Annotated in this window: 22 protein-coding genes and 1 pseudogene; 9 read left to right on the top strand and 14 right to left on the bottom strand. The window is 70.4% G+C overall.

The genetic code is table 11. The annotated features are described in order from the left end of the window. Window positions 1-24 precede the first annotated feature (24 nt). Window positions 25-339 (bottom strand): 4a-hydroxytetrahydrobiopterin dehydratase, encoded by a 315-nt coding sequence (locus Talka_RS07860; RefSeq protein ID WP_143890567.1) that lies wholly within the window; start codon window positions 337-339, stop codon window positions 25-27. Window positions 340-379: 40 nt separating this feature from the next. Beyond that, window positions 380-1,486: a 4-hydroxyphenylpyruvate dioxygenase gene (gene hppD / locus Talka_RS07855; protein WP_143890566.1), complete on the bottom strand. Its 1,107-nt coding sequence runs from the start codon at window positions 1,484-1,486 to the stop codon at window positions 380-382. 134 nt (window positions 1,487-1,620) lie between these two features. On the opposite strand from hppD, the gene Talka_RS07850 reads away from it, so the two are divergent. Continuing rightward, window positions 1,621-2,097: an Lrp/AsnC family transcriptional regulator gene (locus Talka_RS07850; protein WP_143890565.1), complete on the top strand. Its 477-nt coding sequence runs from the start codon at window positions 1,621-1,623 to the stop codon at window positions 2,095-2,097. On the opposite strand, the gene Talka_RS07845 is transcribed toward Talka_RS07850, so the two are convergent. After that, a complete protein-coding gene (locus Talka_RS07845; RefSeq protein WP_143890564.1) occupies window positions 2,094-2,867 on the bottom strand; it encodes an SDR family oxidoreductase in 774 nt (257 codons plus the stop codon). The genes Talka_RS07850 and Talka_RS07845 overlap by 4 nt on opposite strands. A gap of 84 nt (window positions 2,868-2,951) precedes the next feature. On the opposite strand from Talka_RS07845, the gene Talka_RS07840 reads away from it, so the two are divergent. After that, window positions 2,952-3,590 carry an MBL fold metallo-hydrolase gene (locus tag Talka_RS07840; protein WP_143890563.1) on the top strand — a complete coding sequence of 213 codons (639 nt, stop codon included), beginning with the start codon at window positions 2,952-2,954 and terminating at the stop codon, window positions 3,588-3,590. Here Talka_RS07840 and Talka_RS07835 read toward each other — a convergent pair. The 3 genes and pseudogenes from Talka_RS07835 to Talka_RS07825 all read right to left on the bottom strand — a co-directional run bounded on the left by Talka_RS07835 (window position 3,591) and on the right by Talka_RS07825 (window position 5,061). Next, window positions 3,591-3,921: pseudogene (locus tag Talka_RS07835) on the bottom strand (type II toxin-antitoxin system PemK/MazF family toxin). It abuts the gene before it with no gap. A 111-nt stretch (window positions 3,922-4,032) separates the two neighbouring features. Further along, complete coding sequence (locus tag Talka_RS11995; protein WP_246100621.1) at window positions 4,033-4,158, bottom strand: antitoxin MazE-like protein; 126 nt, start codon at window positions 4,156-4,158, stop codon at window positions 4,033-4,035. 69 nt (window positions 4,159-4,227) lie between these two features. Further along, window positions 4,228-5,061 (bottom strand): M48 family metallopeptidase, encoded by an 834-nt coding sequence (locus Talka_RS07825; RefSeq protein ID WP_425472654.1) that lies wholly within the window; start codon window positions 5,059-5,061, stop codon window positions 4,228-4,230. A gap of 84 nt (window positions 5,062-5,145) precedes the next feature. Between Talka_RS07825 and Talka_RS07820 the strand changes: the two genes are divergently transcribed. Then, window positions 5,146-6,705 carry an AmpG family muropeptide MFS transporter gene (locus Talka_RS07820; protein WP_185970101.1) on the top strand — a complete coding sequence of 520 codons (1,560 nt, stop codon included), beginning with the start codon at window positions 5,146-5,148 and terminating at the stop codon, window positions 6,703-6,705. 259 nt (window positions 6,706-6,964) lie between these two features. On the opposite strand, the gene Talka_RS07815 is transcribed toward Talka_RS07820, so the two are convergent. After that, window positions 6,965-7,387, bottom strand: coding sequence for an acyl-CoA thioesterase (locus tag Talka_RS07815; protein ID WP_246100619.1), 423 nt, complete (start codon window positions 7,385-7,387; stop codon window positions 6,965-6,967). 35 nt (window positions 7,388-7,422) lie between these two features. On the opposite strand from Talka_RS07815, the gene Talka_RS07810 reads away from it, so the two are divergent. The 6 genes from Talka_RS07810 to Talka_RS07785 all read left to right on the top strand — a co-directional run bounded on the left by Talka_RS07810 (window position 7,423) and on the right by Talka_RS07785 (window position 13,535). Beyond that, on the top strand, window positions 7,423-9,261 hold the full coding sequence (locus Talka_RS07810; protein ID WP_143890560.1) for an ABCB family ABC transporter ATP-binding protein/permease: 1,839 nt from the start codon (window positions 7,423-7,425) through the stop codon (window positions 9,259-9,261). A 30-nt stretch (window positions 9,262-9,291) separates the two neighbouring features. Next, a complete protein-coding gene (locus tag Talka_RS07805; protein WP_143890559.1) occupies window positions 9,292-10,275 on the top strand; it encodes a LysR family transcriptional regulator in 984 nt (327 codons plus the stop codon). Window positions 10,276-10,296: 21 nt separating this feature from the next. After that, the gene (locus Talka_RS07800; protein WP_143890558.1) at window positions 10,297-11,190 is read left to right on the top strand and encodes an amino acid ABC transporter substrate-binding protein; all 894 of its coding nucleotides are present in this window, start codon (window positions 10,297-10,299) and stop codon (window positions 11,188-11,190) included. Between the two features lie 86 nt (window positions 11,191-11,276). Next, on the top strand, window positions 11,277-12,032 hold the full coding sequence (locus Talka_RS07795; protein WP_143890557.1) for an amino acid ABC transporter permease: 756 nt from the start codon (window positions 11,277-11,279) through the stop codon (window positions 12,030-12,032). Window positions 12,033-12,034: 2 nt separating this feature from the next. After that, entirely contained in the window at window positions 12,035-12,706 is a 672-nt protein-coding gene (locus Talka_RS07790; protein WP_143890556.1) for an amino acid ABC transporter permease, read from the top strand. Between the two features lie 91 nt (window positions 12,707-12,797). Then, on the top strand, window positions 12,798-13,535 hold the full coding sequence (locus Talka_RS07785) for an amino acid ABC transporter ATP-binding protein (protein ID WP_143890606.1): 738 nt from the start codon (window positions 12,798-12,800) through the stop codon (window positions 13,533-13,535). 197 nt (window positions 13,536-13,732) lie between these two features. Here Talka_RS07785 and Talka_RS07780 read toward each other — a convergent pair whose 3' ends face one another. The 7 genes from Talka_RS07780 to Talka_RS07750 form a co-directional block, all read right to left on the bottom strand. Beyond that, window positions 13,733-14,722: a sulfurtransferase gene (locus Talka_RS07780; protein WP_143890555.1), complete on the bottom strand. Its 990-nt coding sequence runs from the start codon at window positions 14,720-14,722 to the stop codon at window positions 13,733-13,735. A gap of 30 nt (window positions 14,723-14,752) precedes the next feature. Further along, window positions 14,753-15,409, bottom strand: a complete 657-nt coding sequence (locus Talka_RS07775; protein WP_143890554.1) for a DUF6969 family protein — start codon at window positions 15,407-15,409, stop codon at window positions 14,753-14,755. Window positions 15,410-15,472: 63 nt separating this feature from the next. Then, the gene (locus Talka_RS07770; RefSeq protein ID WP_143890553.1) at window positions 15,473-15,721 is read right to left on the bottom strand and encodes a hypothetical protein; all 249 of its coding nucleotides are present in this window, start codon (window positions 15,719-15,721) and stop codon (window positions 15,473-15,475) included. Window positions 15,722-15,822: 101 nt separating this feature from the next. Then, complete coding sequence (locus tag Talka_RS07765; protein ID WP_143890552.1) at window positions 15,823-16,479, bottom strand: DUF6691 family protein; 657 nt, start codon at window positions 16,477-16,479, stop codon at window positions 15,823-15,825. A 4-nt stretch (window positions 16,480-16,483) separates the two neighbouring features. Further along, window positions 16,484-16,987, bottom strand: coding sequence for a YeeE/YedE thiosulfate transporter family protein (locus Talka_RS07760; RefSeq protein ID WP_143890551.1), 504 nt, complete (start codon window positions 16,985-16,987; stop codon window positions 16,484-16,486). A 124-nt stretch (window positions 16,988-17,111) separates the two neighbouring features. Further along, window positions 17,112-17,498 (bottom strand): type II toxin-antitoxin system VapC family toxin, encoded by a 387-nt coding sequence (locus Talka_RS07755; RefSeq protein ID WP_185970097.1) that lies wholly within the window; start codon window positions 17,496-17,498, stop codon window positions 17,112-17,114. Then, window positions 17,495-17,740 (bottom strand): type II toxin-antitoxin system Phd/YefM family antitoxin, encoded by a 246-nt coding sequence (locus Talka_RS07750; RefSeq protein ID WP_143890550.1) that lies wholly within the window; start codon window positions 17,738-17,740, stop codon window positions 17,495-17,497. The genes Talka_RS07755 and Talka_RS07750 overlap by 4 nt, the downstream gene beginning before the upstream one ends. Window positions 17,741-17,763 lie beyond the last annotated feature (23 nt).

The raw sequence follows: 17,763 nt of genomic DNA, 5'->3' as shown, positions 1-17,763 counted from the left end.
CGGGTGGACGGACGGCGGCGCGGCTCAGGCGGGCCGTCCGCCCAGCGCGGCGGCCGCGGCGTCGATGAAGCGCGCCAGCGCCAGGTCCCGCTCGGTGAGGCCACCGGCGTCGTGGGTGGTGAGCACGATTTCGACGCGGTTGAAGACGTTGCGCCACTCCGGGTGGTGGTCGGCCCGTTCGGCCTGCAGCGCCACGCGCGTCATGAAGGCAAACGCCGCGTTAAAGTCCGCAAAGCGCAGCGCGCGGCGGATGGCGTGGCGGGCCGGGTCGAACGTCCAGGCCGGCAGGGCGGCCAGCGCCTCCTGCAGCGCGGCGCCGTCGAGCTTCGGGGTCGGCATCGTGGGTTCTCCTGGCGGGGGGCGGGGAGGCGCCGGCGCTTCAGGCCGGCTGCGGCTGCGCCGCCGCAACTTTCAGCGTGCCGCGGCGGATCTGGTCGCGCTCCAGGCTTTCGAACAGGGCCTTGAAGTTGCCTTCGCCGAAGCCCTCGTCGTTCTTGCGCTGGATGAACTCGAAGAACACCGGCCCGAGCAGCGGCTGGCTGAAGATCTGCAGCAGCAGGCGCTTCTCACCCCCCGCGGTGGAGCCGTCGAGCAGGATGCCGCGCGCCTGCAGCTCGGCCACCGGCTCGCCATGGCCGGGCAGGCGCTCCTCCAGCATCGCGTAGTAGATGTCGTTGGGCGCGCTCATCAGCGGCACGCCGGCCATCTGCAGCGCGTCCACGCTGGCCAGCAGGTCGTCGGTCCGCAGCGCGATGTGCTGGATGCCCTCGCCGTTGAACTGCAGCAGGAATTCCTCGATCTGGCCGCCGCTGCCGCCCTCCTCGTTCAGCGGAATGCGGATCAGGCCGTCGGGGGCGGTCATCGCACGGCTCTTCAGGCCCGTGTACTCGCCCTGGATGTCGAAGTAGCGGATCTCGCGGAAGTTGAACAGGCGCTGGTACCACTGCGCCCAGTAGGCCATGCGGCCCCGATAGACGTTGTGCGTGAGGTGGTCGATGAGCTTGAAGCCGTGGCCGACCGGGTGGCGGCGCGCCGGATCCTCGTAGCCCGGCAGGAACTCGAAATCGATGTCGTAGATACTCTTGCCGTCCTCGTAGCGGTCGATCAGGTACAGCGGCGCGCCGCCGATGCCCTTGATCGCCGGCAGGCGCAGCTCCATCGGGCCGGCGGGGATGTCGATCGGCTGCGCGCCCAGCTCCAGCGCCCGATAGTAAGCCTTGTGCGCATCACGGACGCGAAACGCCAGCCCGCAGGCGCTGGGGCCGTGCTCCTGCGCGAAGTAGTAGGCCAAGCTGCGCGGCTCGCGGTTGACGATGAAGTTGATGTCGCCTTGGCGCCACAGGTCCACGTCTTTGGAGCGGTGGCGCGCGATGCGGGTAAAGCCCAGCTTTTCGAACAGCGGCTCCAGCACGCCGGGGGTGGGCGCGGCGAACTCGACGAACTCGAATCCGCACAGCCCCATCGGGTTGTCGAACAGGTCGGCCATGGCAGCGGCTCCTCGTGATCGCGATTGAACCCCTGCAGCGTATGCCCGCGGCGGCGCAATGGGCTTGCGTCGAAGGCGCGGACTTTCCCGTATTCATGCAATGATCTTGCGCGTTCAACCCCGAGGAGGCCCGCATGACCCCGCCCGAACCCTTGGATGCGGTGGATCGCCGCATATTGGCGCGGCTGCAGGAAGACGGCCGCATCAGCAACCAGGCGCTGGCCGAGGCGGTGCACCTGTCGCCGGCGCAGTGCAACCGGCGCCACCGCCGGCTGGAGGAGCGCGGCCTGATCCGCCGCTACGAGGCGCGGCTGGACGCCCAACGGCTGGGGCTGGGCGTGACGGCCTTCGTGCACGTGACGATGGAGCGCGGCCACATCCGCGAGGTCGAGCGCTTCCGCGCCCAGGTGCGCGCGATGCGCCAGGTGCAGGAGTGCTGGGCCGTCACCGGCGACTTCGACTACGTGCTGAAGGTGGTGGCGCGCGACCTCAAGGGGCTGTCGGACTTCCTGCTCGGCACGCTGGCGCAGCTGCCCGGCGTCAACGGGGTGCGCTCCAGCGTCTGCCTGGACGAGGTCAAGTGCACCAGCGCGCTGCCGCTGGACGGCTAGCCGCGCCCCACAAACGGCATCTGGGTGGCCATGACGGTGGCAAACAGCACGTTGGCTTGCAGCGGCAGCCGCGCCATCGTCATGAAGGTCTGCACCACGGCGTCCATGTCCATGCGCGGCTCCGGACGCACGCTGCCGTCGGCCTGCAGCACGCCGGCGGCCATGCGCTCGGTCATGTCGCTGGCCACGTTGCCGATGTCGAGCTGGCCGACCGCGATGTCGAACGCGCGGCCGTCCAGCGCCGCGGCCTTGGTCAGGCCGGTGATGGCGTGCTTGGTGGCGGTGTAGGCGATCGAGCCAGGCCGCGGCGCGTGCGCCGAGATCGAGCCGTTGTTGATGATGCGCCCGCCGCGCGGCTGCTGGGATTTCATCAGCGCAAACGCCGCGCGCAGGCAGTAAAACGCGCCGTGGAGGTTGGTCTGCACCGAGCGGTGCCAGTCTTCCAGCGCCACGTCCTCCGGCGCCGCCGTCGGCGTAAAAATGCCGGCGTTGTTGAACAGCAGGTCGAGCCGGCCGTGGGTGGCGCGGATGGCGTCGAACAGGCGCTGCACGTCCTGCGGGTCGCCGACGTCGGCGACGAACGCATGGGCGCGCGCCGCGGCGGGCTGGCCAGCCAGGCGCGCCGTCTCCTGCAACGCCGGCATGCGTCGCCCGGCCAGCCAAACAGTCCACCCTTCAGCCAGCAACGCCTGAGCGCAAGCCCGTCCAATGCCGCTGCCGGCGCCGGTGACCAGGGCGATGCGAGGTAGGAAATCGCGACCAGGAGCCATGCCTGCGATTGTGACGCCATCCGCGACCGCATCTCAGTCCCTGCTCTCGCGCCGCGCCTGGCCCACCCCGCCTACAATGGCCCCATGCTGCGCTACGCCACGATCCCGGTGACGGCGTTTGCCCAAAACTGCTCGCTCGTCTGGTGCGATGCCACCCTTGAAGCCGCCGTGATCGACCCGGGCGGCGACTTGGATGCCGTGCTGAGCCAAGTTGAGCGCCTAGGGCTTGCCCTGCGCCAGATTTGGCTGACCCACGCGCACATCGACCACGCCGGCGGCGCTGGCGAGCTGGCCAAGCGGCTGAACCTGCCGATCGTCGGCCCGCATCGCGGCGACCAGTTCTGGATCGACGGCCTGCCGCAGCAGAGCCGCCTGTTTGGCTTTCCGCCAGCCCAACCCTTCATGCCAACGCGCTGGCTGGAGGATGGCGACGAAGTCGCCGTAGGGCAGGAGCGGCTGCACGTGCGCCACTGCCCGGGCCACACGCCGGGCCACGTGGTGTTCCATGCGCCGCAGATCCGGCGCGCCTTCGTCGGCGACGTGCTGTTCGCCGGCAGCATCGGCCGCACCGACTTCCCCGGCGGCAACCACCAGCAGCTGATCGACAGCATCACGCAGCGCCTGTGGCCGATGGGCGACGACACCGTCTTCATCCCCGGCCACGGGCCGGAGAGCACCTTCGGCGAGGAGCGCCGCCACAACCCGTTCGTCGGCGGCACCTGATCAGCGCGCGATCCCCAGGAACAGCGCCAGGCAGCGCTCCACCTGCAGCATCGTGTCGGCTTCCAGCCGACCGAACGCCGGCCCGAGCTTGTCGCGCGGCAACGTCATCACCTTGTCGACCATGACCTGCGAGGTCTTGCGCAGGCCGTTGGCCGGCGACGGCTCGACGGTGATGCGCAGCAGCGGCTGCCTCCACCAGCGTGCCGGTGACGAGCAGCACGCAGACGCTCGGGTGGGTGTCGAACAGGTCGGACTGGATGACGAGCGCCGGGCGCGGCTTGCCGAAGTCGCCCGACAGCACCACCGTCACCAGATCGCCGCGGTGCGCCATCGCGCTCGCCCTGGGTCAGTTGATCCAGTCGTCCGCCCGGGCCAGGGCCTCGTCCATCCAGCGCGCCAGCTCCGCATCGCGCGCGTCGGCCTGCGCCACGCGCACGCTCTGCTACCGGCACATCTCGGCAAAGCCGGGCTGGCGCGTATCCGGCACCCAGAACTGCACCAGACGCAGGCCGCTGCGGCGCTTGCGCTCGCGGGCACGGGCAACACGGATGGCGGCGGAGGTGGACACGGGGCAGACTCCTCGTTGCACCATGTTGCAGCATAGCACCGGCCGCGGCCGTGGCGCAACGAGCCGCCGCTACCCCGCGCGGCGCGCCTGCTCGAAAAGCCCCTCCACCTTAGGGATGTTGGCCTCCAGCTCGCGGATGCGACTGGGGCCGCTCGGGTGGGTGGAGAGGAATTCCAGCCCCCGGCTGCCCGCCACGCGCATCATCTTTTGCCACAGCGACACGCTGGCGCGCGGATCGTAGGCGGCGCGCGCGGCCAGCTCCAACCCAACCAGGTCGGCCTCGGTCTCGTCTTCGCGGCTGAATTTGAGCGTCAGCAGCTGCGTGCCCAGGTCGGCCGCCAGCCGGCCGAGGTCGCCCAGCCCGAGCAGCTGCGCGCCGAGCGACAGGCCGAGGCCGGTGGCCTGCGTCTTGGCGATGCGCGAACGCGCGTGCTCGCGCAGCGCGTGCGCCATCTCGTGGCCCATGACCATCGCCGCCTCGTCGTCGCTCAAGCGCAACTCGTCGAGGATGCCGGTGAAGAAGGCGATCTTGCCGCCCGGCATGCAGAAGGCGTTGATCTGCTTGCTGCCGATCAGGTTGACCTCCCAGCGCCACTGGCGCGCGCGCTCGTTCCACGGCAGCGTATGCGGCACCAGCCGCTGGGCGATCGCGCGCAGCCGGCGCAGCTGCGGATGGTCGTCCGGCGCCAGCGCCCCTTGGGCCCGCGCTTGCGCCAGCACCTGCGCATACTGTTGCGCCGCCGCCGCCTCCAGCTGGGCGGCTGGCACCAAGCGCCGCAACGAAGAGGGCGGCCCCACCTCCACCTGCGCCGCCGCCGGCGACAGCGTCCACGCGGCGGCGGCCGCGCCGCTGGCGCGCAAAAACCCGCGCCGGCTGGCCCAAGGCCCCTTGAGCATGCACATCCAGCACATGCGCGCATGATAGGCACAATTGCCAACCGCGTGCGTGACGAAGCGTTGCGCCGCGCAACCGTCCGTCACCGCCCGATGCTCGCCCTCGACGACCCCGCCCCCCGCCCCGCCGCCGCGCGCGAGCCATGGTGGCGCCTGCTGCGCGACGCGCGCGTGCTGGTGATGCTGGCGCTGGGCTTTGCCGCCGGGCTGCCGCTGCTGCTGATCTTCTCGTCGCTGTCGCTGTGGCTCGGCGAGGCCGGCGTCGAGCGGCGCGCGGTGACGTTCTTCAGCTGGGCGGCGCTGGCCTACTCGTTCAAGTTCGTTTGGGCGCCGCTGGTGGACCGGCTGCCGCTGCCGGGGCTGACCGCGCGGCTGGGGCGGCGGCGCGGCTGGCTGCTGCTGGCGCAGCTGGGCGTCATCGGCGCCATCCTCGGCATGGCCGCCACCGATCCGGCCGCCGGCAGCGCGGCGCTGGTGCGCATGGCGGCGTTCGCGGTGCTGCTGGGGTTCGCCTCGGCCACGCAGGACATCGTCATCGATGCCTACCGCATCGAGCTGGCGCCGCCCGAGCGGCAGGGGCTGTTGGCGGCGGCCTACGTGGCCGGCTACCGGCTCGGCATGGTGGTCAGCGGCGCCGGCGTGCTGTTCCTGGCCGCGGCGTGGGGCTCGGCCAAGGGCGCCTACGCCTATGAGGCGTGGGCTGCGGCCTACGCGGCGGCGGCGGCGGCGATGCTGCTGGGCGTGCTGACGACGCTGCTGGCCCCGGAGCCGCCGGTGAGCGCCGCGGCCGGCGCCGCGCCAGCCGGCGGCCACGCGCGGCTGCTGGCGGTGTTCCTGCTGGCAGTGGCGGCGTTCGTGGCGGTGTTCTGGGGCGTCGGCGCGGGGTACACGCGGCTTGGCTGGAGCGGCCTGTCGGCCCTGCCGGCGCTGCTGCTGGAGGCGCTGCGCCTCAGCGCGGCGCTGGCGGCGGCGTTCGGCGTCGGCGCGCTGCTGGTGCGCGCGGGGCTCGCAAGCCGCGCGGCGGCGCGCGAGACGTGGGTCGAGCCGGTGCGCGCGTTCTTCGCGCGCCACGGCGTGCGCGACGCCGCGCTGCTGCTGGCGCTGATCGGCACCTACCGCATCGCCGACATCGTGCTCGGCGTGATCTCCAACGTCTTCTACCAAGACCTGGGCTTTGCCAAGCCGGACATCGCCGCCGCGGTCAAGACCTTCGGCGTCGTCGTCAGCATCGCCGGCGGCTTCGTCGGCGGGGTGCTGGCCACGCGGCTGGGCGTGCTGCGCGCGCTGGGCTGGGGAGCGCTGCTGGCGGCGCTGACCAACCTCGGTTTCGTCGCGCTGGCACTGGCCGGGCCGGTGCGCTGGGGGCTGTACGCGGTGGTGGCGGCGGACAACCTGGCGGCGGGGTTGGCCAGCGCGGCCTTCGTCGCGTTTCTCTCCAGCCTGACGCAGGTGCGCTTCACCGCCGCGCAATATGCGATCTTCAGCTCGCTGATGACGCTGCTGCCCAAGGCGCTGGGCGGCTACGCCGGCGCGCTGGTGGATGCGTTGGGCTACCCAGGCTTCTTTGTGCTGACGACACTGCTGGGCCTGCCGGCGCTGGCGCTGGTGGCGTGGGTGGGGCGGCGCTGGGGCCGATCAGGCGAACACCCGTAACTCCCCCAAACAGGGGATAGGCAGCCGACCGCGTTAAGCCGACAATCGGCATCGAGCGCTGTCACACGCTACCCGCCCCTCGGCTTCCGCGCCAGCGGAATCGAGGGGGGCTCTGGCAAGCCATGGCGACAGGCTCGATCCCAACGACGTCCTGATGGATTCGGCCACCCAGGCTTCCCTGCGGTGGTCTTTTTTTGGCGTTGGCCCTGGGCCCGCCCTACGCTTAGGGCCGACACGGCCAAGGCGAGGCCCAAGGCCATCAAGATGCAGGCGCCGCCTCGCCCCGCGGCAACGGGCGCGGGCGTCCCTGGTCGTCGATGGCCACGTAGGTCAGCGTGGCCTCGGTGACCTTGACGCATTCGTAGTGAGCCCGCTGGCGCTCGGCCCACACTTCCACTTGCACCGTCACCGATGTGTTGCCCACGCGCTCGATGTGGGCGTAAAAGCTCAGCAAATCGCCGACCTTGACCGGCTGCTTGAACACAAACTGGTTGACCGCCACCGTGGCAAAGCGCCCGCCAAACTGGCGCACCGGCAGCACCGAGCCGGCCAGATCGACTTGCGCCATGACCCAACCGCCAAAAATATCGCCGTTGGCGTTGACATCGGCGGGCATCGGGATGACGCGCAGCACCAGGGCGCGATCCTGCGGCAGCGCGCCCGTCGGGGCGGGCGGTAGCATTGAGGACTTCGTTTCCATTCGCGTGATTGTCGTCGATGAGGCGTGAACGAACGATGCCGTGGCCGGCAGCCGCAGCGCCCGCCTCTGCCGCGCCGGATCGGGGCGAGGATGCGCGCACGCTGCGCCGGCTGCTGCCGTACCTGTGGCGCTGGCGTGGCCGGGTGGCGCTGGCGCTGGCGCTGATGGTGGCGGCCAAGCTGGCCACCGTGGGCGTGCCGCTGCTGCTCAAGGCCCTGGTCGATGCGCTGACGCCGCTGCTGGGCCTCGGCACGCAGGGCACGGCGCTGGTGCTGGCGCCGGCCGCGCTGGTGGTGGCCTACGGGCTGTTGCGCTGGTGCAGCGCGCTGCTGGCCGAGCTGCGCGAGCTGGTGATGCTGCGTGCCACCGAGGGCGCCACGCGGGCGCTGGCGCTGCGCGTGTTCGAGCATCTGCACGGGCTGGGGCTGCGCTTTCACCTGGAGCGCCAGACCGGGGGGCTGACGCGCGACCTGGAGCGCGGCACGCGCGCGCTGCAGTCGCTGGTGTCGTATGCGCTCTACAGCGTGGCGCCGACGCTGATCGAGGTGGCGCTGGTGCTGGCGCTGCTGGCGTGGCGCTTCGACCTCGGCTACGCCGCCATCACCGCCGCGGCGCTGGGGCTGTATGTGCTGTTCACGGTGCGCATGACGCAGTGGCGCACGGTAATCCGGCGCCAGATGAACGAGCTGGAGTCGGCCAGCAGCGCGCGCGCGGTCGATGCCTTGCTGAACTACGAGACCGTCAAATACTTCAACAACGAGGCGTGGGAGGCGCGCCGCTACGACGACAGCCTGCAGCGGCTGGCGCGCGCCCGCGCGCGCACGCAACTGTCGCTGTCGCTGCTCAACGCCGGCCAGCAGCTCATCATCGCCGCGGCGCTGGTGGCGCTGCTGTGGCGCGCCACGCACGGCGTGCTGCGCGGCGAGCTGACGCTGGGCGACCTGGTGATGATCAACGCCTTCCTCATCCAGCTCTACCTGCCGCTGAACTTCCTGGGGGTGCTGTACCGCGAGATCCGCCAGAGCCTGACCGACCTCGGGCGCCTGTTCGCGCTGCTGGATCGCGCGCCGGAGGTCACCGACGCGCCGGATGCCCGACCGCTGCAACTGCGCCACGCACCCGAGGTGCGCTTCGAGGACGTGCGCTTCGGCTACGAGCCGGCGCGCCCGATTCTGCACGGGGTCGATCTGGTGATTCCGCCGGGGCGCACGGTGGCGGTGGTGGGGGCGTCGGGGGCCGGCAAATCCACGCTGGCGCGGCTGCTGTTTCGTTTCTACGACGTCGACGGCGGCCGCATCACGGTCGATGGCCACGACATCCGCACGCTGACGCAGGACAGCCTGCGCCGCGCCATCGGCATCGTGCCGCAGGACACCGTGCTGTTCAACGACACCCTCGAGGTCAACATCCGCTACGGGCGGCCCGACGCCAGCTTCGACGAGGTGCGCGAGGCGGCGCGCGCCGCGCACATCCTGGACTTCATCGAAAGCCTGCCGCAGGGCTGGCAGACGGTGGTCGGCGAGCGGGGGCTCAAGCTCTCCGGCGGCGAAAAGCAGCGCGTCGCGATCGCCCGCACGCTGCTGAAGAACCCGCCGATCCTGGTGCTGGACGAGGCCACCTCGGCGCTGGATTCGGCCAGCGAGCGCGCCATCCAGGCCGAGCTGCGGCGCCTGAGCGAGCGGCGCACGACGCTGGTGATCGCGCACCGGCTCTCCACCGTGGTGGAGGCGCACGAGATCGTCGTGCTCGACGGCGGGCGCGTGGTGGAGCGCGGCACGCACGCCGAGCTGCTGGCGCGCGGCGGCGCCTACGCGCGGCTGTGGGCGCTGCAGCACCGCGCGCACAACGGCGCCTGAGGCCGCCGGACGACCCCGACGGAGCACGGCATGGAAACCAAGTGGCTGGAGGACTTCGTGGCACTGGCCCAGACCGGCAGCTTCAGCCGCGCGGCGCAGCTGCGCCACGTGACGCAGCCGGCGTTCTCGCGCCGCATCCAGGCGCTGGAGGCCTGGGCCGGCGTCGATCTGGTGGATCGCAGCTCGTACCCGACGCGGCTGACCGAGGCCGGCCGCACGCTGCACGCGCAGGCGTTGGAAATGCTGCAGCAGCTGCACACCACGCGCGCGCTGCTGCGCCAGCACCGCAGCGCGGCCCACGACACGGTGGAACTGGCGGTGCCGCATACGTTGGCGTTTACGTTCGTGCCGATGTGGCTGTCGCAGCTGCGCGCCCGCCTGGGCAAAATCAAGACGCGGCTGGTGGCGCTCAATGTGCACGACGCCGTGTTGCGCTTCGCCGAAGGCGGCTGCGACCTGCTGCTGGCTTATCGCCACCCCAGCCAACCCTTGGAACTGGATGCCGAACGCGTCGAAATGCTGCCGCTGGGCCGCGAGGTGGTGGCGCCGTTTTGCCGCCCCGGCCCGGACGGCCAACCGCAGATGCGCCTGCCCGGCTCGGCGCGCGCGCCGGTGCCTTACCTGGCTTATGCGCCAGGGGCGTATCTGGCGCGGGTGGTGGAGTGGCTGCTGCGCCAGGCGCGGCAACCGGCGCACCTGGAGCGGGTGTATGAAACCGACATGGCCGAAAGCCTCAAGGCCATGGCCATCGAAGGTCACGGCGTGGCGTTTTTGCCGATCAGCGCCGTGCAGCCCGCCTTGGCCGATGGCCGGCTGGTGGCCGCCGGCTCAGCGCCGCTGTGGCACGCCGAGCTGGACATTCACCTCTACCGCGCGCGCCACCGTCCCCTCAAACCCGCGGCGCAGCAGCTGTGGGAGAGCGTGGCGCGCGGCGCAGGCCCGCTGGCGCCACCTAACGTTACCGATGCGGCCTCGGCAACCGCAGCCGGTAGTAAGATCGGCCCACTTCCTTAACCTCCGAGAAAGGATCGCAGCATGAAAACGTCTGTGCTGGCGCTGGCCCTGGCGGCTTTGGCGGCCACCGCTGCCCAAGCCGACACCCTGGCCAAGATCAAGTCCACCGGCTCGGTCACCATGGGGGTGCGCGAATCGTCGGGCGTGCTGTCCTACACGCTGGGCGATGGCAAATACACCGGCTACCATGTGGAAATCTGCCAGCGGGTGCTGGCCGACATCCAAAAGCAGCTCGGCCTGGCCAAGCTGGACATCAAATACCAGCCAGTGACCTCGCAGAACCGCATCCCGCTGGTGCAAAACGGCACGGTCGATATCGAGTGCGGCTCCACCACCAACAACCAGGCGCGCCAGCGTGACGTGGCTTTTGCCGTCACCACCTTCATCGAAGAGGTGCGCATCGCGGTCAAGGCCAACTCGGGCATCAACTCGATCAAGGACTTGAACGGCAAGACGGTGGCCACCACCACCGGCACCACCTCGGTGCAGACGCTGCGCCGCCACGAGCGCGCCGGCGGCGTGGACTTCAAGGAGGTGTTCGGCAAGGATCACGCCGACAGCTTCCTGCTGCTGGAGTCGGGCCGCGCCGACGCCTTCGTGATGGACGGCTCGCTGCTGGCCGGGCTGATCGCGCGCTCCAAGAACCCGGCCGACTTCAAGATCGTTGGCGAGGTGCTCAGCGTCGAGCCGATCGCCATCATGTTCCGCAAGGACGACCCGGCGTTCAAGAAGGCGGTGGACGACTCCATCATCGCGATGATGAAGTCCGGGGAACTCGCCAAGATCTACGATAAGTGGTTCATGCAGCCGACCCCGCCCAACGGCGTGCGCATGAACATGCCGATGAGCGAGGCGCTCAAGGCCGCCATCGCCAACCCGAACGACCGCCCGATGGAGGCGTACCAGGCCAAGTGACGGCCTGAGACGCCGCCGCGACGCACGACCCCGGGCGCCTTCAGCGGCGCGCCGGGGGTTGTTTTTTGGCTTCGCCGGAGTTGATCATGCAATGGGACTGGCAAGTCTTCTGTGAGGACACCCTCACGCGCGAGGTGCAGCCGCGCTGCTTCGGCCAGGGCGGCGACATCACGTACCTGGAGTGGATGCTGTCGGCGTGGGGCTGGACGGTATCGGTGTCGGTGTTGGCGCTGCTGCTGGCGCTGCTGGTCGGCAGCGCCGTCGGCACGCTGCGCACGCTGCCCACAAGCCCGTGGCTCGTGCGGCTGGGCAACGCGTGGGTGGAGCTGTTCCGCAACATTCCGCTGCTGGTGCAGATCTTCCTCTGGTACCACGTGATCCCGGCGCTGGTGCCGCCGCTCAAAGGCGTCTCAGGGTTCGTGCTGGTGGTGGTGGCGCTGGGCCTGTTCACCTCGGCGCGCATTGCCGAGCAGGTCAAGAGCGGCATCCTGTCGCTGCCGCGCGGGCAGCGCCACGCGGCGCTGGCGCTGGGCTTGACGCAGGCGCAGGCGTATCGCTACGTGCTGCTGCCAATGGCGTTTCGCATCATCATCCCGCCGCTGACCAGCGAGGCAATGAACGTGTTCAAAAACTCGTCAGTGGCGTTTGCGGTGTCGGTGGCGGAGCTGACGATGTTCGCCATGCAGGCGCAGGAGGAGACCGCGCGCGGCATCGAGATCTATCTCGCGGTCACCGCGCTGTACGTGGTGTCGGCGTTCGCGATCAACCGGCTGATGGCCTTCATCGAGCGGCGCGTGCGCGTGCCGGGCTTCATCGCCGCCGGCGGCGCGGGGGGGCACTGACCATGCTGGCCAACCTCGACTGGTCGTTCTACCGCTGGGACGTCATCGGCCCGTTTGTCTGGAAGGGGCTGCAGTTCAGCGTGATGCTGACGGTGGTGGCCACGCTCGGCGGCATCGCGCTGGGCACGCTGCTGGCGCTGATGCGCCTGTCGGGCCGGCCGTGGCTGGCGCTGCCGGCCACCGTCTATGTCAACGGCATGCGCAGCATCCCGCTGGTGATGGTGATCCTGTGGTTCTTCCTGCTGGTGCCGTTGATCATCGGCCGGCCGATCGGCGCGGAGCTGTCGGCGGTGATCACCTTCATCGCGTTCGAGGCCGCCTACTTCAGCGAGATCGTGCGCGCCGGCATCCAGTCGATCCCGCGCGGGCAGGTTTACGCCGGCCAGGCGCTGGGCCTGACCTATGGGCAGAACATGCGCTTCGTCATCCTGCCGCAGGCGTTTCGCAACATGCTGCCGGTGTTCCTGACGCAGACCATCATCTTGTTCCAGGACACCTCGCTGGTCTATGCGATTGGCGCCTATGACCTGCTGAAGGGCTTCGAGATCGCCGGCAAGAACCATGGCCGCCCGATCGAGGCGTACCTGGCCGCCGCGGTGGTCTATTTCGTCATCTGCTACACGCTGTCGGCGCTGGTCAAGCGCCTGCACGCGCGCATCGCCATCATCCGTTGAACCCCCATCCGGGGCCACGCGCGGCCCGGCGCCCCGCCCCAGGCCGCACGCCGCCCCACCGCACACCGAAGGAGTCGTCATGGAACGACCGATGATCGAACTGAAGAACGTGTCGAAGTGGTACGGCGCCGTGCAGGTGCTCCACGACTGCTCCACCGCGATCCGCAAGGGCGAGGTGGTGGTGGTTTGCGGGCCGTCGGGCTCCGGCAAATCGACGCTGATCAAGACCATCAACGCGCTGGAGCCGATCCAGAAGGGCGAGATCTGGGTCAACGGCCAGCCGGTGCACGACCCCAAGACCAACCTGCCCAGGCTGCGCAGCCAGGTCGGCATGGTGTTCCAGCACTTCGAGCTGTTTCCGCACCTGACGGTGACCGAAAACCTCACGCTCGCCCAGGTCAAGGTGCTGGGCCGCAACCCGGAGGACGCCAAGAAGCACGGCCTGAAGTATCTGGAGCGCGTCGGCCTGATCGCGCACAAGGACAAGTATCCGGGGCAGCTCTCCGGCGGTCAGCAGCAGCGCGTGGCGATCGCGCGCGCGCTGTCGATGGATCCGATCGTGATGCTGTTCGACGAGCCGACCTCGGCGCTGGACCCGGAGATGGTCGGCGAGGTGCTGGACGTGATGATCGGCCTGGCGCAGGAAGGCATGACGATGATGGTGGTCACGCACGAGATGGGCTTTGCGCGCAAGGTCAGCGACCGCGTCATCTTCATGGACGTCGGCGGCAAGATCCTGGAGGACTGCCCGAAGGAGGCGTTCTTCGGCAACCCCGAGGCGCGCCAGCCGCGCACCAAGGACTTCCTCAACAAGATCCTGTCGCACTGACCGGGCGCGCAGGCGGGCCGCGGCCAGTGGCGCGCCGGGGCTGCTCGCCACCGCTCGCGCAAACGGCGCGTCCCCGGCCCGCCGGGAGCGGGCCGGGAGCGGTGACGCACGGCCCCGATAAAACCCAAAGGGCTCCCCGTAGGGAGCCCTTTGCACATCGGCGCTCGAGGCGGCGCGTGGCGCCGCCCGAAGACCCGTCACATCGCCGCCGGCACCGGCGCGTTCATGGCGCGCTTCTCCAGCGTCCACTGGTGCAGCGAGCCGTCGTAGTTGCGCGCCTGCTGGTTGCCGAGGATCTCGTAGGCGATGAACCACGGCAGCGAGGAGTCGTTGCCGCTGTTGCAGTAGGTGATCAGCGGCTTGGACGGATCGACGCCAAGGGACTGAAACACCGCGCGGTAGGTCTCGGGCTTGAGCAGCCGGATCGCGCCGCCGCGGGTGACAAACAGCGTCTCCAGCGGCACGTTGCGCGCGCCCGGAATGTGGCCGTAGGCATAGACGTAATCACGCTTGAAGACGCCCAAGTACATCGATGTGGCGCGGGTGTCCACAAGCTGCACGTCCTTCTTCTCCATCGCCGCGGCCACGTCCGGCGAGTCGGCCACGAGGCTGGCGAAGCGGTCGGCGGTGGCCTTCCAGGTGGTGGTCAGCGGCGCCGGGGCGTCCTTGCTCCACGGGCGGCCCTCCAGCAGCCAGGCCACCATGCCGCCGTCCAGCAGCGCCACCGGCGTGTCGGCGTAGGCCTTGAACAGGATGTGCAGCCGCGCCGCGTCGTTGAAGTCGGAGATCTTCTGCCCCTCCGGCACCAGCACGATCGGCTTGTCGGCCAGCACCCCCACCGCCTGCACCACCTTCTCGAAGGTGGCGCGGTCCGGCATCATGTAGCTGACCTTGTTGCCGGCGATCTCGCGCTGGGTGCGCAGCTCCTTGGCCAGGAACAGGCGCGAGCCGGGGATGTGGCCGCCGAACTCGTCCAGCACCTTCTTGCCGTCCTTGGTGGTCTCGAACTCCGGCTCGCGCGTGAAGCTCTTGGCGTCGTTGCGGATCTCGATCACCTGGACCTTGTCGAGGTTGTCGGCCAGCCACTGCGTGCTGACCACCGGGCCGGGCAGCACGCCCTGGGCCCAGGCGCTGGCGGCCAGCGCGGCCGCGCCCAGCGCCACTGCGATGCGTCGAAGGGTTTTCATCGTCGTCTCTCCTTGGGGGCAAACAATCGGTCAGGCCAGGCCCAGCCGCCGCAGGCGCGGCGCCAGCGCCGCATCCGTGGTGCTGAGCACCTCGAGCGCGCGGTCTTCCCACACCTGCTCCGCCGGTCGCCGCCGCAGGTGAGGTTCCAGCGCCGCGTCGCGCGCGCGCAGCAGCGCGGCGAGCTCGTCGGCGAACAGCTGCACCATCGCGGTCAGCCAGCGCGCCAGCGGCGCCAGCCGCCCGCCGCGTGCGGCCACGCGAAACGCCGGCAGGCGCGCGATCAGCTCCGCCGCCGGTGCCCAGCGCCCCGCCGTGACCCAGCGGTTGGTGGTGAACCAGCGCAGCGGCTGGCCGCGCGCATCCAAGGCCAGCGCCGCCACGTGCACGTGCGCACCGGGCTCGGGCCCGTCCCAGAACAGGTGGAAGTGGCCGTGTTCCGGTGGGGCGTCCGAGCCCCAGCGCTGCGCGCCGCCATGCGCGTGGTAGTAGAAGCGCGTGCCGTGCGCCGCATCGACGACGTCGCGCGCCGGGTAGTGGCGCAGCTCCTCGAAGCGGCGCGCGCCGGCCAGCGCCGCCTGCGCCAGCGACACGCCGCGCTGCGCGTAGGTGAGCGGCACGCGCAACGCCACCTCGGCCCAGCCAGACAGGTCGGCCAATTCGGTCGCGGAAGTGGCGGCGGGGCACATGGGGCGTTCAGCGTGCCGGCGCGCGCTCGGGCACAGCGGCCGAGGGCGCAGCCGGACAGGCGATCAGCGCTTCGGCGCGCACGGGTTGGCCGGGGCGCAGGGGTTGTCGCCCTCGGTGCGCTTTTTCTTTTTCTTCTTGTCGGCGCCGGGGGCGCACGGGTTACCCGGCGCGCACGGATTGCCGGCGGCGCTGGCGGCCGGCTTGCCGTCGGCCTTGGGCGCCTGCTGCGCCATCGCGGCCGGGGCCACGAGGCTGGAGGCGACCAGCAGCGCGGTCAGGGTTTGGGTCAGGGGTTGCTTGCGGGTCTTCATGGTCTTGCGGTTGTCGGTGACGTCAAACGTGGGGGTGGGAGCGCCGGGCCGCGCAGAGGGAGCGGGCGGCCGCGGCGCAGGGGAAAGGGGAACAGACGAATTCAGCCGGCCTGGCGCACCTGCGTGGCGGTGCCGCAGCCCTGCGCGCCGCAGCCGCAGCCGGCCTCGCCGAGCACGGCCTCCTGCGCGTCGATCGGGCCGCCGTGGCGCTGCTCGAACCAGCGGCCCAGGTAATACACGCCGACCAGGGCCGCGGCCATCGCGCCGATGATCCACCACGGCGAGATGCCCCATGCGTCGTGCAGCGTGTCGCCCGATTCGACCTCGGCCATGGCCATCAGCGTCTCGATCGTGGGGCCATATAAACCAGCAAAAGCGAACGTGCCGACGATCAGCCCGACGAAGAACACCAGCGCGTCCAGCCGGCCCGAGGCCACCCCGACCACCGAGGTGCCGGGGCAGTAGCCGCCGATCGCAAAGCCGGCGCCGACCAGCACGCCGCCGATGGCCGACGCCATCATCAACGAGGTCGGCACGAACACCGCGTCCAGATCCAGCACGCCGGCCATGCCGAGCAGCTGCAGCCCGACGGCGGCCACCACGATGGCGGTGAACATCACCTTCAGCACCGACCAGTCGCGCAGCGTGAACTGGCCAGTCAGCTTGCACGGGCTGCCGAAGCCGGCGTTTTCCAGAATGAAGCCGAACGCCACGCCAACCAGCAGCGCCGACCAGACGGTTTCCTGCAGCGGGAACATGGCTTCAGACCCCCTTGACGAGACGGCTGACGATCAGCCCAGTGACGAAGAACGCGCCGAGGAAGACGAACGCCGCGATCGACAGCGTGGCCGCGCCGGACAGGCCCAGCCCGCTGGTGCAGCCGGCCGCGATGCGTGCGCCGAAGCCGGCCAGCAGCCCGCCGATCAGCGCGGCGGCGATGCGCTTGCCGGTGCCGACGCGCGTGGCGCCGTCCAGCTGCACGCGCAGCCGCCCGGCGAGGAACGCCGCCAGCAGCGCGCCGGCGAACACGCCGATCACCTGCCAGGTGATCCAGCCGTCCAGGATGTCGGGCCGCGCCATCGCGCCGAGGTAGGCGTTGGCCTGGATGGCCTCGGGCGCGGCCTGCAGGCCGAGCCAGGCGCTCAGCCGCGTGGTGAAGCCGGTGGCGCCCAGCCCGTGCCCGGTCAGCACGAAGGTGGCCAGCAGCGTGACGCCCAGCGCCACGCCCGCCAGCCACGGGTTCCAAAACGGTTTGGGTGCGGTCATGATGGATGTCCTGATGAATCTCAATGAACCCTACCGTGCACAGTATAGACAGTGGCAGCAGCCTGCGCAATGGGCCAAGCTAGCCCCCCCGGGCTTGGACGGCCCGCGGCGGACGCAGCGCCCTTTAGACGCACTCGACCGTGCCGCCGTAGTGCGCCAGCGTGGCGTCGTGCGTCAGCAGGCGCATCGGCTCCACCCGTGCCTGCGCCACCAGCAGGCGGTCGAACGGGTCGGCATGCAGCGGCGGCAGGTCGGCCACCGCGACGGCGTGCTCCGGCGACACCGGCAGGAAGCGGTAGCCGGCCGCCTCGAAGTAGCGCAGCGCCTCGACGCCGGAGACCGGCATGTCGCCGCGCGCCAGCGCGTGCTTGATCGTGATCTCCCACAGCGTCGCGGCGCTGATCCAGATGGTGGCGCGCGGCGACTCGATCAGCTCGCGCGCCCGGGCCGACAGGCGCGGGCTGTCGGTGAGGGCCCACAGCGCCACGTGGGTGTCGAGCAGCAGGTTCACGCCCCGCCCCCGAGGAACAGGCGCGCGACCTCGTCGTTGTGCGCGTCGATGTCGTCCGGCACGGCAAAGCGCCCCTTGGCCACGCCGATGCGCCGCCCCGCCGGCGCCGCCTCCAGCGGCACCAGCCGCGCCGCCGGACGGCCATTGCGCGCGATGACGATCTCGCGCTCGCGCCCTTCTTCCAGCGCTTGCACCAGGCGCGACAGCGAGGACTTGGCCTGCAGCATGTTGACGGCGGTCATGCGGGACTCCTTGGTCACGGCAT

It is taken from the genome of Tepidimonas alkaliphilus, from assembly GCF_007556595.1.
GTDB classification, from domain to species: Bacteria; Pseudomonadota; Gammaproteobacteria; order Burkholderiales; family Burkholderiaceae_C; genus Tepidimonas; species Tepidimonas alkaliphila.
This window is presented reverse-complemented; position numbering and strand designations above follow the sequence as displayed.

Bases quoted from the DNA above. Each gene is read 5' to 3' on its own strand.
- Talka_RS07860 (WP_143890567.1), bottom strand. From the start codon at position 339: ATGCCGACCCCGAAGCTCGACGGCGCCGCGCTGCAGGAGGCGCTGGCC.
- hppD (WP_143890566.1), bottom strand. From the start codon at position 1,486: ATGGCCGACCTGTTCGACAACCCGATGGGGCTGTGCGGATTCGAGTTC.
- Talka_RS07850 (WP_143890565.1), top strand. From the start codon at position 1,621: ATGACCCCGCCCGAACCCTTGGATGCGGTGGATCGCCGCATATTGGCG.
- Talka_RS07845 (WP_143890564.1), bottom strand. From the start codon at position 2,867: ATGGCTCCTGGTCGCGATTTCCTACCTCGCATCGCCCTGGTCACCGGC.
- Talka_RS07840 (WP_143890563.1), top strand. From the start codon at position 2,952: ATGCTGCGCTACGCCACGATCCCGGTGACGGCGTTTGCCCAAAACTGC.
- Talka_RS07825 (WP_425472654.1), bottom strand. From the start codon at position 5,061: ATGTGCATGCTCAAGGGGCCTTGGGCCAGCCGGCGCGGGTTTTTGCGC.
- Talka_RS07820 (WP_185970101.1), top strand. From the start codon at position 5,146: ATGCTCGCCCTCGACGACCCCGCCCCCCGCCCCGCCGCCGCGCGCGAG.
- Talka_RS07815 (WP_246100619.1), bottom strand. From the start codon at position 7,387: ATGCTACCGCCCGCCCCGACGGGCGCGCTGCCGCAGGATCGCGCCCTG.
- Talka_RS07810 (WP_143890560.1), top strand. From the start codon at position 7,423: ATGAGGCGTGAACGAACGATGCCGTGGCCGGCAGCCGCAGCGCCCGCC.
- Talka_RS07805 (WP_143890559.1), top strand. From the start codon at position 9,292: ATGGAAACCAAGTGGCTGGAGGACTTCGTGGCACTGGCCCAGACCGGC.
- Talka_RS07800 (WP_143890558.1), top strand. From the start codon at position 10,297: ATGAAAACGTCTGTGCTGGCGCTGGCCCTGGCGGCTTTGGCGGCCACC.
- Talka_RS07795 (WP_143890557.1), top strand. From the start codon at position 11,277: ATGCAATGGGACTGGCAAGTCTTCTGTGAGGACACCCTCACGCGCGAG.
- Talka_RS07790 (WP_143890556.1), top strand. From the start codon at position 12,035: ATGCTGGCCAACCTCGACTGGTCGTTCTACCGCTGGGACGTCATCGGC.
- Talka_RS07785 (WP_143890606.1), top strand. From the start codon at position 12,798: ATGATCGAACTGAAGAACGTGTCGAAGTGGTACGGCGCCGTGCAGGTG.
- Talka_RS07780 (WP_143890555.1), bottom strand. From the start codon at position 14,722: ATGAAAACCCTTCGACGCATCGCAGTGGCGCTGGGCGCGGCCGCGCTG.
- Talka_RS07775 (WP_143890554.1), bottom strand. From the start codon at position 15,409: ATGTGCCCCGCCGCCACTTCCGCGACCGAATTGGCCGACCTGTCTGGC.
- Talka_RS07770 (WP_143890553.1), bottom strand. From the start codon at position 15,721: ATGAAGACCCGCAAGCAACCCCTGACCCAAACCCTGACCGCGCTGCTG.
- Talka_RS07765 (WP_143890552.1), bottom strand. From the start codon at position 16,479: ATGTTCCCGCTGCAGGAAACCGTCTGGTCGGCGCTGCTGGTTGGCGTG.
- Talka_RS07760 (WP_143890551.1), bottom strand. From the start codon at position 16,987: ATGACCGCACCCAAACCGTTTTGGAACCCGTGGCTGGCGGGCGTGGCG.
- Talka_RS07750 (WP_143890550.1), bottom strand. From the start codon at position 17,740: ATGACCGCCGTCAACATGCTGCAGGCCAAGTCCTCGCTGTCGCGCCTG.